11 protein-coding genes are annotated in these 18,334 nt (G+C 70.7%); 3 read left to right on the top strand and 8 right to left on the bottom strand.

Going from position 1 to position 18,334, the window contains the following annotated elements; translation table 11 throughout:
* Positions 1-69: 69 nt before the first annotated feature.
* Complete coding sequence (locus tag ACWD4G_RS31495) at positions 70-2,193, bottom strand: DNA gyrase/topoisomerase IV subunit B (protein ID WP_451299425.1); 2,124 nt, start codon at positions 2,191-2,193, stop codon at positions 70-72.
* 483 nt (positions 2,194-2,676) lie between these two features.
* On the opposite strand from ACWD4G_RS31495, the gene ACWD4G_RS31490 reads away from it, so the two are divergent.
* Positions 2,677-2,907 (top strand): DUF7455 domain-containing protein, encoded by a 231-nt coding sequence (locus ACWD4G_RS31490; protein WP_451299423.1) that lies wholly within the window; start codon positions 2,677-2,679, stop codon positions 2,905-2,907.
* 132 nt (positions 2,908-3,039) lie between these two features.
* Here ACWD4G_RS31490 and ACWD4G_RS31485 read toward each other — a convergent pair whose 3' ends face one another.
* The 7 genes from ACWD4G_RS31485 to ACWD4G_RS31455 all read right to left on the bottom strand — a co-directional run bounded on the left by ACWD4G_RS31485 (position 3,040) and on the right by ACWD4G_RS31455 (position 15,085).
* Positions 3,040-3,855, bottom strand: coding sequence for a S1 family peptidase (locus ACWD4G_RS31485; protein WP_451299421.1), 816 nt, complete (start codon positions 3,853-3,855; stop codon positions 3,040-3,042).
* 145 nt (positions 3,856-4,000) lie between these two features.
* Positions 4,001-5,539: an RNA polymerase sigma factor gene (locus tag ACWD4G_RS31480; protein WP_451299419.1), complete on the bottom strand. Its 1,539-nt coding sequence runs from the start codon at positions 5,537-5,539 to the stop codon at positions 4,001-4,003.
* 544 nt (positions 5,540-6,083) lie between these two features.
* Positions 6,084-6,971, bottom strand: a complete 888-nt coding sequence (locus ACWD4G_RS31475; RefSeq protein WP_451299417.1) for a FadR/GntR family transcriptional regulator — start codon at positions 6,969-6,971, stop codon at positions 6,084-6,086.
* A gap of 183 nt (positions 6,972-7,154) precedes the next feature.
* The gene (locus ACWD4G_RS31470) at positions 7,155-9,632 is read right to left on the bottom strand and encodes an ATP-binding cassette domain-containing protein (RefSeq protein ID WP_451299415.1); all 2,478 of its coding nucleotides are present in this window, start codon (positions 9,630-9,632) and stop codon (positions 7,155-7,157) included.
* Between the two features lie 181 nt (positions 9,633-9,813).
* Positions 9,814-10,572: an NUDIX hydrolase gene (locus tag ACWD4G_RS31465; protein ID WP_451299413.1), complete on the bottom strand. Its 759-nt coding sequence runs from the start codon at positions 10,570-10,572 to the stop codon at positions 9,814-9,816.
* Between the two features lie 152 nt (positions 10,573-10,724).
* Positions 10,725-12,974, bottom strand: a complete 2,250-nt coding sequence (locus ACWD4G_RS31460; protein WP_451299411.1) for a glycogen debranching N-terminal domain-containing protein — start codon at positions 12,972-12,974, stop codon at positions 10,725-10,727.
* Between the two features lie 275 nt (positions 12,975-13,249).
* Positions 13,250-15,085 (bottom strand): DUF4192 domain-containing protein, encoded by a 1,836-nt coding sequence (locus ACWD4G_RS31455; protein WP_451299409.1) that lies wholly within the window; start codon positions 15,083-15,085, stop codon positions 13,250-13,252.
* A 133-nt stretch (positions 15,086-15,218) separates the two neighbouring features.
* On the opposite strand from ACWD4G_RS31455, the gene ACWD4G_RS31450 reads away from it, so the two are divergent.
* Complete coding sequence (locus ACWD4G_RS31450) at positions 15,219-17,399, top strand: RecQ family ATP-dependent DNA helicase (protein WP_451299407.1); 2,181 nt, start codon at positions 15,219-15,221, stop codon at positions 17,397-17,399.
* A 292-nt stretch (positions 17,400-17,691) separates the two neighbouring features.
* Positions 17,692-18,318, top strand: a complete 627-nt coding sequence (locus ACWD4G_RS31445; protein WP_451299405.1) for a hypothetical protein — start codon at positions 17,692-17,694, stop codon at positions 18,316-18,318.
* The last annotated feature ends 16 nt before the right edge of the window (positions 18,319-18,334 follow it).

Below are 18,334 nucleotides of genomic sequence, written 5' to 3'. Positions count from 1 at the left end.
CCCATCAGGTGAAGCACCGGCCGATCCCCACCACGGCGCCGCGAACTGCCCCCACCACGGCTCCGCGCCCTACGCGTCGATACGGGACCTGTCCAGCGTCGCGGCGGAGCTGGAGATGAACTCCTTGCGCGGCGCCACATCGTTGCCCATCAGCAGATCGAACACCTGCTCGGCCGCCTCCAGGTCGGACAGGTTGATACGCCGCAGCGTCCGGTGACGCGGGTCCATGGTCGTCTCCGCCAACTGGTCCGCGTCCATCTCACCGAGACCCTTGTACCGCTGGATCGAGTCCTTGTAGCGGATGTTCTTGCTCTGGAACTCCAGCAGCTTGTCCCGCAGCTCCCGGTCCGAGTACGTGTAGACGTACTTGTCCTGGCCCTTCTTCGGCTGGACCAGCTCGATCCGGTGCAACGGCGGCACGGCGGCGAAGACACGGCCCGCCTCGACCATGGGCCGCATGTACCGCTGGAAGAGCGTCAGCAGCAGACAGCGGATGTGGGAGCCGTCGACATCGGCGTCGGTCATCATGACGATCTTGCCGTACCGAGCCGTGTCGATGTCGAACGTACGACCGGACCCGGCCCCTATGACCTGGATGATCGCACCGCACTCGGCATTCTTGAGCATGTCCGTCACGGACGACTTCTGGACGTTGAGGATCTTGCCCCGGATCGGCAGCAGCGCCTGGAACTCGGAATTCCGGGCGAGCTTGGCGGTACCGAGCGCCGAGTCGCCCTCGACGATGAAGAGCTCGCTGCGCTCCACGTCGTCGCTGCGGCAGTCGGCGAGCTTGGCGGGCAGCGTCGAGGACTCCAGCGCGGTCTTACGGCGCTGTGCGTCCTTGTGCTGACGTGCGGCGATACGCGTACGGGCGGCCGCGACGGCCTTCTCCATGACAACCCGGGCCTGGGCGGCGGCGTCCCGCTTGGTGGAGGTCAGGAACGCCTTGAGTTCCCTGGAGATCACCTGGGCCACGATGCGACGGGCCGCCGAGGTACCGAGGACCTCCTTGGTCTGGCCCTCGAACTGCGGTTCGGCGAGACGCACGGTGACGACGGCGGTGAGGCCTTCGAGGGCGTCGTCCTTGACGATGTCGTCCTCGGCCACACGCAGCAGCTTCTTGGCCCGCAGCACCTCGTTCATCGTGCTGGCGACGGCCTGCTCGAAGCCGGCGACATGGGTGCCGCCCTTGGGGGTGGCGATGATGTTCACGAACGACTTCAGGGTCGTGTCGTAGCCGGTGCCCCAGCGCATCGCGACGTCGACGCCGAGTTCACGCGTGACCTGGGTGGGGGTCATCTGGCCGTGCTCGTCGAGCACGGGGACCGTCTCCCTGAAGGTGCCCTGGCCGCTGAAGCGGAGGATGTCGCAGACGGCCTTGTCACTGGCCAGGTACTCGCAGAACTCGCTGATGCCGCCGTCGAAGCGGAACGACTCCTCGCCCTTGCTGCCGCCCTCTCCGAGCCCGAACTCGTCACGGACGACGATCGTCAGACCGGGCACCAGGAAGGCGGTCTGGCGGGCCCTCTGATGGAGGTTCTCCAAGGAGAGCTTGGCGTCCTTGAGGAAGATCTGGCGGTCGGCCCAGTAGCGCACGCGCGTGCCGGTACGCGTCTTGGGGATCTTCTTGGCCTTGCGCAGACCACCCGTCGCCTCGAACTTGGCGTCCGGACCACTCGCCGCGAAAGATCCGGGCACACCGCGCCGGAAGCTGATCGCGTGCGTGTTGCCGCCGCGGTCGACCTCGACGTCCAGACGGGCCGACAGGGCGTTCACCACAGAGGCGCCCACACCGTGCAGACCGCCGGAGGCCGCGTACGAGCCGCCGCCGAACTTGCCGCCGGCGTGCAGCTTGGTCATGACGACCTCGACGCCGGAAAGGCCGGTCTTGGGCTCGACATCGACGGGGATGCCCCGGCCGTTGTCCCGCACCTCCACGGAGGCGTCGTCGTGGAGGATCACCTCGATGTGGTCGCAGTAGCCCCCCAGGGCCTCGTCCACGGAGTTGTCGATGATCTCCCAGAGGCAGTGCATCAGACCTCGACTGTCCGTCGAGCCGATGTACATACCGGGGCGCTTGCGTACGGCCTCGAGGCCCTCGAGGACGAGGAGGTGCCGCGCGGTGTAGTTGGAACCGTCCCGGTCTGCTCCGGTCAGCAGCGCAGTGGACGGCACGGACGTCTCGGCGGTCACGCGGTTCGCTCCTCGCTGAATTTCAGGTGAGGCCCTTTTGGGTAAGGGGCCGGGCTCTGTTGCCGGTCCGAGGGTACCGATGCCTGGTAGAGCCGTTGTAACGCAACCCTCGTCCGAAACTCAGAGTAGTCCAGGCTCGCATGCGTGTTCGATCCCTCGATGGGGTGAAGTACATATCACGTTCCCTTCGAGGCATGAACCATTTAGGCTCCGGGCACGTCCTCATGAACAAACGGCCACCCGGCCGGGAGGACCTGACAACCTAGAAACGACCACGAGAACCACCCACAGACCAGAACCTCCGACAGACAGCGCGAACCCGTACGACACGAAGACACGCACTACGGCTCATTCGCCGCCAACCGGCAGCAGACAGCCGGCCCGGAAAGATTTTTTCGAGGAAAAGCCGCGAGCGGGAACGTTTTCGGCCTGGTTGGATGTTGACCCTGGTACGACAGCTCGTCGAGCTAGAGAAGAGGCGACGTGACTACTGTTCTGACCCCCGCGACCCCGCTGACGGCCGCCGACCGCTGCGACCGCTGCGGTGCCCAGGCCTACCTGCGCGTGGTCCTGCTGAGCGGTGGAGAGCTGCTCTTCTGCGCCCACCACGGACGCAAGTTCGAGCCCGAGCTCAAGAAGATCGCCGCGGAGATACAGGACGAGACGGAGCGGCTGACGTCCGTTCCCACCACAGCGGAAGACGACGAACGCTGACGCTTCGCACCCACGACGAGCCGACACCGGCTAGAGGCCGGTGACCGGGCGGCCGCTCCCGTACCAGGAGTGGCCGCCCGCTCTCGTTCCGCTCATACGACGAAAGACGCCGTACGGCCCCTCAGTGCCGTCTCAGCGGCTCTCCGCCAGCGCCCGGGCCACATACGAGGCCCTGGTGTAGACACCGGGGTTCCCGGCCAGTCCGCAGCCGCTGCCCCACGACACCAGCCCGATCAGCTTCCCCTCGGCGACAAGCGGCCCCCCACTGTCGCCCTGGCAGGCGTCCCGGCCGCCCGCAGGTTCCCCCGCGCACACCATGGAGTCGGCCAGGTACCGGCCCTCCAGGCTGCCCGGGTAAGCCCTTTCACAGACGCTGTCGGCCAATACCTTCACCGGCGCGGCCCGCAGGCTGTCCGTGTAGTCCCCGGCGCCCGTGGTGTCGCCCCAGCCATAGACCGCTGCCGCCGTATCCGGCTGATACGCGCGGTCGCCGTCGCCGGCGAGCTTGAGGACGAAGTTGTCGGGCACCTGCTCGGCGAGGGTGACCACGGCGAAGTCCCCGGCGTTCGTGTAGGGGTCGTACGCCGGATTGACGTGGACGCCGGTCACCGGGACCTCCACGCCCTCGTTCGACCGCAGTTCGGCCCGGCCCGCGATGATCTTCAGATCGGGGAGGCGTTCCGGTGGGCCGCCCAGGACGTCCTCCGCGAGACAGTGGGCGGCGGTCAGCACCGTCGTACGGCCGATCACGACACCGCCGCAGAACTGTCCGGCCCGCGTACCCCCGAACCGGTCACGGCTGGACAGCGCCACCGTCCAGGGCGCCTGGGAGATCTCGACCGGATGACCGCCGATGACGACCTCGGCCGTCGCGGTCGGGGGTGACGCCAGCGGTATCACGGCCGTGGTGGCCGCGAGGGCCAGCAGTCGGGCCAAGGATCGACGCATGCGCGCTCCTCACTCTGGGACGTTGATGGCACACCCAGAGTGATCCACGCGACGGGTGCCCGCATGCCGCGCGTACGCCGAAGGCCCGGCTCCACCGAGGGAACCGGGCCTTCGAGACCGACCGTGCGAGGCGGGTGCGCGCTGCTCAGTCGAGGTAGTCGCGCAGGACCTGCGAACGGGACGGGTGGCGCAGCTTGGACATCGTCTTCGACTCGATCTGACGAATCCGCTCACGCGTGACGCCGTACACCTTGCCGATCTCGTCGAGGGTCTTCGGCTGACCGTCGGTGAGACCGAAACGCATGGAGACCACGCCCGCCTCGCGCTCGGAGAGCGTGTCGAGGACCGAGTGCAGCTGCTCCTGCAGAAGCGTGAAGCTGACCGCGTCGGCCGGGACGACGGCCTCGGAGTCCTCGATGAGGTCACCGAACTCGCTGTCGCCGTCCTCGCCCAGCGGGGTGTGCAGGGAGATGGGCTCGCGGCCGTACTTCTGGACCTCGATGACCTTCTCGGGGGTCATGTCGAGTTCCTTGGCCAGCTCCTCCGGGGTGGGCTCGCGGCCCAGGTCCTGGAGCATCTGGCGCTGCACGCGCGCGAGCTTGTTGATGACCTCGACCATGTGCACCGGGATACGGATGGTGCGGGCCTGGTCGGCCATGGCGCGGGTGATCGCCTGACGAATCCACCAGGTGGCGTACGTGGAGAACTTGTAGCCCTTGGTGTAGTCGAACTTCTCGACGGCGCGGATCAGACCGAGGTTGCCCTCCTGGATGAGGTCCAGGAAGAGCATGCCGCGGCCGGTGTAGCGCTTGGCCAGGGAGACCACCAGACGGAGGTTGGCCTCCAGGAGGTGGTTCTTGGCGCGGCGGCCGTCCTCGGCGATGATCTCCAGCTCGCGCTTGAGCTTGGGGGCGAGCTTGTCGGCGTTGGACAGCTTGTCCTCGGCGAAGAGACCGGCCTCGATGCGCTTGGCGAGCTCGACCTCCTGCTCGGCGTTGAGCAGGGGGACCTTGCCGATCTGCTTGAGGTAGTCCTTGACGGGGTCGGCGGTGGCACCGGCGGCGGCGACCTGCTGGGCGGGCGCGTCGTCCTCGTCCTCGTCGGACAGGACGAAACCGGCGCTCTCGGTACCCTCGGGCTCGTCGCCGGGCTTGCCCGGGGTCTCCTCCAGAACCTCGTCCTCGAGAAGTTCGACGTCGTCCTTCTTGGCGGTGGTCTTCTTGGCCGCCGTCTTCTTCGCGGGAGCGGCCGTCTTCTTGGCGGCGACCGCCTTCTTCGCGGCCGTCTTCTTGGCGGCGGCCTTCTTGGCGGGGGTGGCCTCCTCGGCGGAAGCGTCGGCCACGGGCGCGGCCGGGGCGGTGGTGGCCTTCTTGGTGGTCACCGTCTTCGCCGCGACCGTCTTGGTGGCGGTGCGCTTGGCCGGGCTCTTCGCTGCGACGCTCTTTCGTGTGCGCTTGGGCTCCGCGGCACTGACCATCAGCGTCACACCCTCTTCCTCGAGGATCTGGTTGAGGCTGCGCAGTACGTTCTTCCACTGAGTGGCCGGGATCTGGTCGGCTTCGAAGGCCCGACGCACATCGTCGCCGGCGATCTGCCCCTCAGCCTTTCCCCGCTCGATGAGCGCCATGACAGAGACGGACTCGGCGATCTCCGGCGGGAGCGTACGGGATGTGCTGGCCGACACGAACAACCTCTCGGAACGTTGGAAAACGGCTTCCGGCCCCGTCCACTGCGGACAGGAGCCGACCACCGGCTTGGGAATGGGCCGACGGTGCGGGCGGGGGCCGGGAAGATGCACAGCGCCTTGAACGGCGTCCGTATTCCCTCCGCGGCTGTCACCTCTTAGGTCATCGCGCTGCTCCCGCGAGCGTTACGCCCAATCCGCGTGGCCCGAGTCACACCCCGTAAGCGCTCAAAAGCGGTCAGATAAGGCCAGAGGTAGTCGATCAAGGCCACGACCGATGCTTGTTCATCGGGTACCCGCGCGATTCCCGAACGAACTCGCCGTCGCGATTCACCATCCCGCGTGCTTCGCCGCCCCGGCCCGGCTCCTGCCGCTCACCGGGACCGACCGGGCGCATCGCTCGATCGCCGCCCCGTCGTGCCGCCGGGCCCCGCCGCATCCCGGAAGGATTCGATGGGGTCCGGCGGCACGAGGTCGCCGATCGGGCGATGCCGCCGCGGGCTCACACCCTGGCCGTGCCGCCCTTGTCGCGCCCTGGGCGCCCTCAGTGCTCGCGCGGCGCGGGCACCACGCGTTCCACCTCGGGGTGGACGGTGAGCAGTTGGCGCATGGCCGCCTCGGCCGCCCCTCCGTCTCCCGCGGCGAGGGCGTCGACGATCCGGGCGTGGTGCGCCAGCGTCGACTCGTTGGGCCGGTCACAGCCGGTGGCCGGGCCGCCGGAGACCTGCAAGGCCGCCGAGACGATCCCTGAGAGGTGCTCCAGCATGCGGTTGCCCGCGACCTGGATGAGCAGGGAGTGGAACTCGCTGTCCGCGCGCGAGAACGTCAGCGCGTCACCCTGCGCCATGGCGTGGCCCATGAGCTCCACCATGTCACCGAGCCGCTGCTGGATGTCGTCGCGACCGTGTCCGGCGGCGAGGCGGGCGGCGAGCGGTTCGATCGTCCAGCGCAGCTCGCTGAGCTCGCGCCGCTGGTCGTCGCGCTGCGGCCCGAAGGCCCGCCACTCGATGATGTCGGGGTCGAGGAGGTTCCAGTCGCTGACGGGGCGGACGCGCGTGCCGACGTTCGGGCGGGCGCTGACGAGGCCCTTGGCCTCCAGCACGCGCAGGGATTCACGGACGACGGTGCGGGAGACCTCGAACCGCTGGCCGATCTCCTCGGGCACGAGGGGCCGGTCGGCGCCCAGGTCGCCGGAGACGATCATCTGACCGAGCTGCTGGACGAGTTGGCCGTGCAGTCCGCGTCCGCGGCTGCCGGCGGCGCGTCGGCCCACGCGCCCCAACTCGGGGTCGACGCCGTCCCACGCGGGTGCGCCGACACGGTCGACGCCCGGGTGCTCGGCGTAGGGGTAGCGGTCGAGTTCGCCCGGTCCGGCGAGGCCGGAGTCGGCGGAGCGGGCGGCGGTCATCATGGTGTGCGCAAGGGTAGTCACGCATCCTTTGTCGGCTGCGTTCTCAACTCCCTTGAGGTCTTTGGTGAAAAGCACACGAAAGGGTGATCGCTCACCCCGTCGCAATTGACGCCTTATCGGAAAGAAATGGGCGTTCTACGAGGAGTTGCGCACATTGCGACGGCGCGAGAGTACGGAGGGTGAGCATCGCGAGGATGTGGACGATCACCGCCGACCCCTGCTGCGCACGATGGTGATCAGATAGGCGCCGAGCAGTGCCGTGAGCGACAACAGCAGCGCACCACCCACGGGTTGGGCGATCAGCCGAGCAACGGCTTCCAGATACCGCTCCCCACCGAACGGCCACTGCGACAGCGCCTGCTGACGCAGCCGCACGGGAAGTCCGACCGCATCACGCACCATCGGCCCCTCCAGAAACTTCTGCACCAGCGGTACGACGAGAAGGGGCACCGCGACAACCGCCGCGAGCCCTGCGGAGGTGGACCGGAAAAGCCCGGCCGCGAGCACCCCGGCCCAGGCGCACCCCACGACGAGACCGACCCAACTCGCGCCGAGCACTGCCCAGTCGGCGGGAACTTCTGTGAGCTCCCGCCCGTATACGAGATACAGCGCCTCCAGATCGCAGCCGACGGTGAGGACCGCCAGCAGCAGGCCGGTGATGGTCGCGACGAGGAGTTTCGCGGCGAGCAGCCCGAGTCGACGGGGGACGGGGCCGCGGTCCACGGCCAGCGCCGGGTGCCGGAATTCGTCGCCGAAGGCCACCGCCCCCAGCAGGCCCGCCCCGATCGCCGCGGGCGGCAACGGCAGTTCCCGCGGCCATGCGACCAGCAGTCTCGGGTGGGGTGTGTGCCCGATCCGGGCAAGCACCACGGCCATGAGGGCCGAGCCGACCAGTACGACGGCGGCGGTGACGTATCCCGTGCCGACCCCGGTGGCCCGGCGCAGTTCGTAACGCAGCGGACGCAAGGGGTTGGGGGCGGGGCGGACGGTGATGGGGGGTGGGAGTGGGGGAAGCGACGCCTGGGTGGGGTGGTGCGGCGCGGCTGGGGTCGGGTCTGGGCGGGGGGTGGGGGCGGTGATGGGTGCGGACTCGGTGGGCGGGGTGGGGGTGCGGCGCGAGGCAGAGGGTGGCGTCGAGTGAGGTCCGTGGTCGTTGGGTGGGGCGGCGTCGTTGGGTGGGGCGGGGTCGTCGTGTGTGGCGGGGTCGTCGTGTGTGGTGCGGTTGTTGCGTGTGGTGCGGTCGTCTTGCGTGCTGGGGTTCTTGTGCGATGCGTCGGCAGCATCGGGCACGGAGTAGACGTCCGGTCCACCGGCGCTGAGGGTTCGCGGTCCGTCGGTGACTGGCAGGGAGTCGCATGCGGGCGTCGGTCGAAGGTCGCCGGTGAGCGCAGAAGTGGCGTCAATCGCCGCCCGAGGCGGGCCGGCGGCCGCCTGAGAGCCGTCGGCGAGTGCGCGGGGCGCGGTGACGGCCGCCCGGATGGCCTCCTGAGGTGCTGTGACGAGCACCCGGCGGTCCTCGGTCGACCGCCGGGCTTCCAGCGGTCTGGCGGCCTTCTGAGCCACGCCGTGGGCGTGCTCGACCTGCCTGGCCGTCTCGGGGACATCGGCCTCGGTCGCCGGCGAAGGCAACGGTGATTGCGATGTGGGCGTCGCTGTCCGTGCCGGAGCCCCTGCCTCCGCTGCCGCTGGCTCTGCCTCTGCTCCTGCCTCCGCGTTGAGCCCGCTCGCCGGCTCCTCCGGCTCCGCCCGTTCCGGCGTCCGCGCGGGCGCTTCCCCGGAGGTGGAATCGGGTACCGACGTCGGCTCCGGCCCCATGTCGCCGGTCTCGTCGGCGAGTTGATGGACGAGGACTCCGTGCCGGAACGCGATCTCGCCGACCTCGGCGCACGTAGTGCCGTACACCGACAGCCGGTTGCCGTCCTCCCGCACGATCTCCACGGAACGTCGCGCGGTCCGGGCCTCCTTGGTGAGGACGGCGCCGAGGCGGGCGGCGTGCGGGGAGCGGACGACGACTCGGGGGCGGAGGCGGGTCCGGGAGAATGCGGCGGTGTCCTGGTCGGCGACGAGCCTGCCCAGGTCGAGGGTGAGGACCCGGTCAGCGACCCGCGCGGCTTCTTTGGCGTCACCGGTGGCGAACAGGACGGTGCCGCCCTGCTCCGCGTGCGCCCGCATGATCCCGTGCAGCCAACGGGCTTCACGGACGGACAACCGGGCGGCCGGGTCGTCGAGCACTAGGGTGTGCGGGTCGGCCAACAGGGCGGAGGCCAGCCCCAGGCGGCGGTCCATGCCTCGCGAGAGCGTGCTCAACCGCGCGTCGCCCAGGCTGACCAGGCCCACCACTTCGAGCACTTCATCGGCACGCCGAACCGGCAGTCCCACGGCGGCGCACACCATGCGCAGATGACCGCGCACCGTTCGCGCAGGGTGGCCCGGCACATCACCCAGGACCACACCCACTTCCCTCGCGGGATGGCTGATGCGATGCAGAGGGCGGCCTCTGAAGTAGCTGATTCCGCGGCCCCGTTGGAGTTCGAGCATCAGCCTCAGCGCTGTGGTCTTGCCCGCGCCCCGGGTGCCGAGCAGGGCGGTGACGCGACCGGGATGCGCCTCGAAGGACACGTCGTCGACGGCGGGCGGAAACTCCTTGCGGGGGCTGCTGGTCAAACCGATGGCCTGGATCACCCGATGCAAGATAGCGCGGTATGTCCGTTTTTCCGGGCACCTTGAAGGTCCCTTCGACAGCAATCGTCAAGCAGTCGGTCCACCACAGCCCTCATGCCACCGTCCGGTCCTTCGACCGACGACCGCTCTCGGCCACGCGCCGCTCGGACCCATGCGGGTACGCCGCCCCGACTCCGACGCGTCAGACCTCGGGGCGCAACATCGGCGGATTGAGCAGTGTGGCCCCACCGGCACGGAACAGTTGGGCGGGACGGCCTCCCTGCCGCGTGGTCGTGCCGCCGGTCGGCACGAGGAAGCCGGGCGTGCCCGTCACCTTGCGATGGAAGTTGCGCGGGTCCAGCGCCACGCCCCACACCGCCTCGTAGACGCGGCGCAGCTCACCGACCGTGAACTCCGGCGGACAGAAGGCAGTCGCCAACGACGAGTACTCGATCTTGGATCGGGCCCGCTCCACACCGTCCGCGAGGATCTGGGCGTGGTCGAAGGCCAGTGGCGCCACCGGCTCACCGTCCCGACCGTAACCACCCTGCTCCAACAACTCCTCGACCGGTGCCCAGCGCGCGCTGTGGGCATCGCCGCCCGGGCGGGGCGCGGGCAGATCGGGGGCGAGCGCGAGATGGGCCACGCTGACGACCCTCATCCTCGGATCACGCTTCGGATCGCCGTACGTCGCCAACTGCTCCAGGTGCGCGCCGTTGTCCTGCACGGGCACGGAGGGGTCGTGGGCGGTCAGCCCCGTCTCCTCGGCCAGCTCCCGCGCCGCGGCCTGTGCCAGATCCTCGTCGGCCCGTACGAAGCCGCCGGGCAGCGCCCACCGCCCCTGGAACGGCTGCTCGCCCCTTCGTACCGTCAGCGCGCAGAGGGCGTGACGACGGACGGTCAGTACGACCAGGTCCACGGTGACAGCGAAGGGCGGATAGGCCGACGGGTCGTAGGGCATGCCGCGATCATAGTCGTCTGCTTGACGATAAACACTCCCTTCTCCTGTTGCTTCCCTGCTTGATCCATTTCTGTCCGATACCGGCCTCATGATCCGACCACCGTCTACACCGGCTCGGCACAATTGATCGTCCGATCGCGCGTCATCCGAGGTCACAGTCCCAACTGCAGTCCGTCGGCCGCTTCTTCGACCATCGCCAGCCCCAGCCGACTGACGCGTACGGAGAAGGGGGAGCCCGCGACGCGCAGTCCCGTCAGGCCGAGTTCACCCAGTGGCGCACTGCGCACCGGACGCAGCGTCACCGTGCCGGCCGGGGCGTCGGGGCGGATGCCCGCGAGGGCGGTGAGCAAGAGGACCCCCGACGCCGCTGCCGTGGCCGCCGGTCTGCAGGCGGCGGGGTGTGGCAGGGGCGCCCCGCCCGCGGTTCGCTGCTCCCCCGCGTACATCTCCGGCAGCCGGTGGCCGAAGCTCTCGGCCGCCGCCAGCACCCCCCGCAACAGCGAGCTCGCCTCCTTCTCGTACCCTGCCGCCGCCAGCCCCGCGACCGCGATCGCCGTCTCCTGCACCCGCACGGCACCGCTGCGATGCCCGAACGGGTTGTACGCCGCCTCTTTCGCTCCGAGGCTCCGCAGCCCCCACCCCGAGTCCATGGCGGGCCCGCCCAGCAGCCGCGCGAGCTGCTCGGTCTGCACCTTGTCCAGCAGCCCCGGTGCCGGCTCGCCCGCGCCGAGCAGTCCCGTGTCGAGGAGGTGGGCGGTGGCCGCGCCCAGGTGCGGCACGAGATGCCCGTCCGGGGTGCGGGCGGCCGCTGGTCTGCCGCCGCCCCGGTCCTCGACCCAGAACTCCACGCGGAACCTGGTCCGCAGGTCTCTCGCCCACTCCCTCAGCTCGACTCCGCCGGATCTGCCGTAGGCGTCGAGGAGGTCGGCGCCCAGCAGCGCGGCCCGGTGCGCGTATGCCTGGGTCTCGCAGCGCAGCGGCCCGCCCGGGCGCGGGTCGGGCAGATAGGGCCCGCTTCCGACGGCGGCTCGCAGCCACCGCAGGCAGCGTTCGGCAGTGGGCAGCAGTTCCTCGATCTCCTGCTCGGGGAGCCCCCAGCGCCGGGCCTCCGCGAGGAGAACGGGGAACAGGAGCGTCGCCTCGGTACCGGTGCAGCCCGGCGGCAGATGGGGGCCCGCGTCCCGTCGTGGGCCGGGGATCATGCCGGACTGCGCTTCCGGGCCGGTGAGTTGGGTGCGAGCCAGGGTGCGCAGGGTGCCCGCGGCGAGACGGATACCGAGTGGCAGTGTCATCCGGGCCGCGACCAGCGCGTCGGCCGGGGCCATGCCACAGCGCCAGGGGGCACCTGCGGCGAGGTGGGTGTCCGTGGGGTTGGCGGGGTCGCGCAGGAGCAATGCTTCAAGGTCCTCCAGGCAGGTGTGCAGGAGTATCTGGGCCCTGGGGTCGTCGCCGGCGGCCCGGGTCTGGGCGAGAGGGCTCGTGGCTCCGCGTCCCACTGGTCTGATGGGTCCCGCGCCGTCCGGTCGTACCCGCAGCTCCACGCTTCGCGTGCCGCCGGGCGGGAGCTCCAACTCCCAGCGCAGCAGACCCGCGGAGGCCAGGGCGTCGGACGGCGGGGGGTTGGCGGTGACGGTCGAGTGTCCGGTGGGGCAGGACCAGCGCAGGCCGGAGTCACGGACGCTGGCGGGCAGCTCCGGCCCGGCGCTGCCGGAGGCGACGGCGCCCAGTTCGGCGAGGTCCGTGCCGAGGGACACCTCGACGGGCAGACGCAGTGGACGCCGGGCCGTGCTGTGCAGGGTGATCCGCTCAGTGCCGTCCGCGTAGCGCGTGCGCTCGACGATGACGTCCGGGTCCGGCCCGCCGTCGGCCGAGATGCGCAGCGTGCCGACGAACCGGGCGCGGTCGGCCGCGACCATCCGCGCCTGCACGGCGAGCGGTTCCCGCCCCGCCACCCGGATCTGACAGCGGGAGAGCATGCGCCTCCCCGCGCGGTAGAAACCCTCCAGCCCATTGCCGGTGAGCTGCCCCTGCTCGGTGGAGATGGCGAGGCCCGGCAAGGCGACGCAGATCAGCGTGGTGTGGGCGGGTGGCAGCTCCACCGGGCGACGCGGGGCGGGCGGGGGCGGCACCGGCGGGGACGCCGGGGATCCGCCCGGCGGGCTGCCCGTCTCCGGGGTGCCCGCTGCTGAGGAGCCCGGCGCCGGTGGAACGCCCTTGCCCTGCGGTGAGGGTGCTTGGCCGGTCGGACCTCCCTGGCGTGAGCCCATGGTGCCGATGGACGGGGTACCGATGTCGGCGCGCGGGGCACCGGTCCCGTCCCTACGGGCGCGGGCGGAGGGCTGGATGAGCCTTCGGAACGTGGGGACGTCGTCGTGGGCTTCGGGCGAGGAGGACAGGGGCATGGGGTGGCTTCTTCTGCGTTCGGCGCGCGTGAGGTGCGCTCGGCACCAGGTGAGGAGCGAGCGAGTGATGGAGCGGTGCGGCGGCGAGGGCAGATCATGGATACCGCCACACAGGTGAACGGAACGGCTGCGCTCCGGGTCACGCACGCGCTGCGGGAAGCCGGCCGATTGACGGCGTGGTGTGCCTTCACAGTTGGTCGTGGTGCGGCTTCCGCGTGGCTTCTCAGGAGAGGGGCGACCAGCGGGCCGGTGGCCCGTGAACCAGGTCGCGACGCTCATGTGTCCCCCTCCGCTTGCTCTCCGGTTCCGCCGTGAACGTGCGCGCGACCGCTCGTTCCGTCGGCCGGCCGTGCGCGCCGCCGTCCGAGGGGCGAGCCCGCGTCGCCGGAACGCGGGCGACGGGCTTGAGCCATGCCGGGCGACCGCCTCGGAGCGCGAGCCGCATCGGTCCCTTCCGGGCGTGACCGGCGTCGGCGTCGGGCGACGGTGCCACAGGGCTGGTTCGAGAGGGCCGCAGCGGCGCCGGTTTCGACGGTACGGCCCGGTGTTCCGCTGGCGTCGGGACCTCCGATGGCCGCGTCGTCGGACCAGGGCGCGAGACTCTGCTCACTGTCGACATCACCCCCTTCACTGCCAGCCCTGTCAGTGCGACCCGCACGGCTCGCTTCGCCGTCGACACCGGCGCCCTCACCCGCACCGACCGCCGCCGGCCCTCGTCCCCGGCGCTCTGCGCGCAGGCAGCGGCGGACCGACTCCGGGTCGAGGCCTTCATTGCATGCCTGGTGGAGGAGGCGGGCGAAGAGGTAGTCGGGGTCCGCGGCAAGGGCCATCGCCAGGGCCTCGCGGGCCTCCAGTTCGTCGCCCGCGGACCAGGCGACCCAACCGGCCAGGGTGAGCGGCGCTGCGGCGTGCTCTCCATAGGGACCGACGCAGCGTCGGGCAAGTGCGCGCCATAGGCGGAGAGCGGGTTCGGCTTCGTCGCCCTCCATCCACTCCGCGGCGCGGTCGCGTGTGGCTCGGTCCTGAAGTCCGAGGATGAGGGTGGCCGCGTCTTCGTGTCCGATGAGTTCGTCGTCGCGGAGGTCCGCGTCGAGAGTGCCGGTCAGGGTCGGAGTGTTCGCGAGGTTCTCGATGACGCGGTGGGCCACCGCGAGCGTGTCCTCGGCCACCTCCGCTCGGCTCTCCTCGTCCAGGATGCGTGGAATGAGGGCGGACTGGGCGGCGTCGAGCGCGGCCTCCTGCTCCAGCGCGGCTGCGGTCTCCCACGGCATGAGCCGCGCCCGTAGCTCGCGCAGGGTGCCTCGCACCCGGAGTCCCGCGTACGTCGCGGCGGCGGCCAGCACGGAGGTGCCGGGCAGCCCCATCGGCTCCCCGTCCGGTGAGCAGCAACCGGTGCCCGGGCAGCAGTACGACCAGAAGCGTCCGCCGGAGATGCACAGGGCTTCCACCACCGGCACGTCGAGGGTGCCGCAGGCCCTGCGCAGGAGCTGTGCGAGTGGCCGCAGACGCTCCATGACGTCCCGTGCGGACTCGCCGTCCGCCGGATCTTGGCAGAGGAAGGCCACCATGCTCTCGGGCTTGGCGCCCCGGCGCTCGCTCCCGGTGACCAGCCCGTGGGCGAGCTGATGGGCGACCGACGGCCAGTCGTCCGTCTGGGCCGGGATACCGAGCCGCGCCCGCCCGCCGAACCGTCCGCGTGTCTCGCGGTCGTGCAGCGCGACGAGCACGATGCTGTCCTCGGGTCGATACCCGAGCAGATACGGCAGGGCGTCGGCCAACTCGGCAGGTGTGCGGAGCGTGACCTGCTGCTCCCCATGGAGCCCGGCGGTCGCCCCATGTGCCGTGTATGCCTTGGCCGCGCCATGTGTGAGGAGTGGGGCATGCCCGCGAGCGGTGCCCTGCAGGCCGTGCCCGCCTCCGCCGGGAACGGTGTGCTCGAACGCCCGCTCGTGCCGCCCGGGTGCGGAGGGGCCCGGAGGCTGTCCGTGCGCCGGGCGGGAATGCGTCCCACCGCCTTCGCGTTCGGCGGTGTCCTCCCGTCCACCGCACCCGTTGTGCCCGCTGATGTCACTGTTGCCGGGAGTCCCGGCCGCTTCGCTGTGATTCGTCATGCGGCGACCATCTCGCGGATCTTGAAATTCCGCTTTGACCTGTGGATAAGTCCGACCATGACCACGTCAGAGGTTGTCCACAGCTCGCCCCCGCCGTTCGCGCGATGTCCGAGGCATCGGGTTGCATGGGGCCATGAGCGACGAAGACCTGCCCACGACGGCCCGCCAAAACCTGCGTACGGCCGCCGATGCCGTGCTCGCCCGCCTCGTCGGCGCCCCGGCGGGTGCCGCACGGCTGCGTGAGGACCAGTGGCACGCCATCGAGGCGCTGGTCGCAGACAAGCGCAGAGCCCTGGTGGTGCAGCGCACGGGCTGGGGCAAGTCCGCGGTGTACTTCGTCGCGACGGCGTTGCTGCGCGAGCGGGGCGCCGGTCCCACCGTCATCGTCTCTCCCCTGCTCGCGCTCATGCGCAACCAGGTGGATTCCGCCGCCCGCGCCGGAATCCACGCCCGGACCATCAACTCCTCGAACACCGAGGAGTGGGACACGATCCGCCAGGAGGTCACCGAGGGCGCGGTCGACGTCCTTCTGGTGAGTCCGGAGCGGCTCAACAATCCGGACTTCCGCGATCATGTCCTGCCCGAACTGGCCGCCGCGACCGGACTGCTGGTGGTCGACGAGGCGCACTGCATCTCGGACTGGGGCCACGACTTCCGTCCCGACTACCGCAGGCTGCGCACCATGCTGACCGATCTTCCGCCCGGCGTCCCGGTGCTGGCCACCACGGCGACGGCCAACGCGCGCGTGACGGCCGATGTCGCCGAGCAACTGGGCACCGGCGGCGGCACGGACGCCCTGGTGCTGCGTGGCCCCCTGGACCGGGAGAGCCTGAGCCTAGGGGTGCTCGAACTGCCGGACGCCGCCCATCGGATGGCCTGGCTCGCCGACCACATCGACGCGTTGCCGGGCTCGGGGATCATCTACACGCTCACGGTGGCCGCCGCCGAGGAGGTCACCGCGTTCCTGCGCCAGTGCGGGCACACGGTGGCGTCGTACACCGGGAAGACGGAGAACGCGGACCGCCAGCAGGCCGAGGAGGATCTGCTCGCCAACCGGGTCAAGGCCCTGGTCGCGACCTCCGCCCTCGGGATGGGTTTCGACAAGCCCGACCTGGGCTTCGTGGTGCACCTGGGCTCGCCGTCCTCGCCGATCGCCTACTACCAGCAGGTGGGCCGGGCGGGCCGAGGGGTCGAGCACGCCGAGGTTCTGCTGCTGCCGGGCAAGGAGGATCAGGCGATCTGGGAGTACTTCGCCTCGGTCGCGTTCCCTCCGGAGGAGCAGGTGCGCCGCACCCTGGACGTCCTCGCGCACGCGGAACGCCCGTTGTCGCTCCCCGCCCTCGAACCGCTGGTGGAGCTGCGCCGGTCCCGGCTGGAGACGATGCTCAAGGTCCTCGACGTGGACGGTGCCGTACGGCGCGTCCAGGGCGGCTGGGTGTCCACCGGTGTCGCCTGGGCCTACGACACCGAGCGCTACGCCTGGGTCGCCAAGCAGCGCGCGGCCGAGCAGCAGGCCATGCGTGACTACGTGACGACTACGGGCTGTCGCATGGAGTTCCTGAGACGGCAGTTGGACGACGAGGAGGCCGCCCCCTGCGGGCGCTGCGACACCTGCGCGAAGCCTCGATTCCCGGACACGGTCTCGCAGGCGGCCTTGGGCGCGGCACGTGGCGAGTTGGGGCGGGCGGGGGTCGAGGTCGAGCCGCGCAAGATGTGGCCGACGGGACTGCCGGCGGTCGGAGTCGACCTCAAGGGGCGTATTCCGGCCGGGGAGCAGGCCGCGCCTGGGCGTGCGCTGGGGCGGCTCTCGGACATCGGCTGGGGCAACCGGCTGCGGCCGATGCTGGCGCCCCACGCCGTGGACGGGCCGGTGCCGGACGACGTGGCGAAGGCCGTGGTCGGCGTGCTGACCGACTGGGCGAAAGGCCCCGGAGGCTGGGCTCCGGGACGCGCCGACGCCCGGCCGCGGCCCGTGGGAGTCGTCACGATGGCGTCGCGCACCCGGCCACAGCTGATCGGCAGCCTCGGCGCGCGCATCGCCGAGATCGGTCGGCTGCCCCTGCTGGGGTCCGTGGCGTACACGGGCTCGGTCTCGCAGGTCACCCGCAGCAACAGCGCACAGCGGCTCAAGGCACTCGACGGGGCGCTGACCGTGCCGCCCGAGGTGGCCGTCGCCCTGAAGGAGGCCGACGGCCCCGTGCTCCTGGTCGACGACGTGACCGAAACCGGCTGGACACTGGCGGTCGCCGCGCGCGTACTGAGGCGTGCGGGTGCTCGGGAGGTGCTGCCTCTGGTTCTGGCCGTACGGGGATGAGTGGGCTGTCGGCGGGGTGTGCCGGGCCCGCGGGATGAGCGCGACGCCGGCGGGGCCTGCCGGGTGTGCTGACCGGGCGTTGTCATCGCGGCCTGTGGGCAGGGATATAAGCGAAGGATCGCCACAAAGCCGCCAGTGGCCCCAATTGCTCGTTGCCGCAACCAAGTTCGGAAGGGAGAATTGGAGTCCGCTCCCCGCACGACTCACCCGTGAAGGTTGGGCTTCTGCTGCGGCGTGCGCTCCCCCAAGTCCGACCTCGCCCGTGTGTGGGCGCGTAGCCGAAGGGAGGATCGTGACCTTCGGATTCGCTCCGTCCTCGGCGGCCTCCGTGTCGACCTCTGCCGAACTGTCCGCCGCTTCCGCCAACCGGTTGCTCGAACCCGCCGAATGGGCGGCCGCCGGGATTCCCTTGCTGCGCAATCCCCGAGAGGTCGTCAGCGGGCTGCACGCACGGCACCAACCCCGGCCCGCGACGGCGGTCATAGCCGTGCTGGACCCGGACGAACGGCTCAGGGCGAGCGCCTCGTTCATCCGGCGCCCCGCCCCGGCGGACGGCTGGATGTTCCGTAACGCGCTGCTCTCGCAGTTGCGCCGGGTCATCCCGCACGACCTGCGACGACGTACGCCGGTGCGCACGGCCGTGCTGCTCTACTGCCGTGACGGCGACGCGCGTTGGACGGAGGAGGACGGGGCGTGGATGTGGGGCCTGCGGGACGCCTGCACGCTCCACGGGCTGCGCTGCGGGGCGTACATCACACTGACTCGTGACGGCTGGCAGGTCCTCGGCGAGGGCCGCGGCGGTCGCCGCCCCCACGCGGACTCACAGGCCGAGTCGTTCGCAGCGGCCATGGCACCACCGCCGATGCCACGCACGGGTGGCGTGGCCTCCGACGTCCTGCGCCGAGCGGCGGCGCGCTGAGGCTCTGCCGAAACCC

The organism is Streptomyces sp. NPDC002643, from assembly GCF_053592555.1.
Note: the sequence above shows the minus strand (reverse complement) of the source record. Positions and strands in the feature narration are given on the sequence as shown.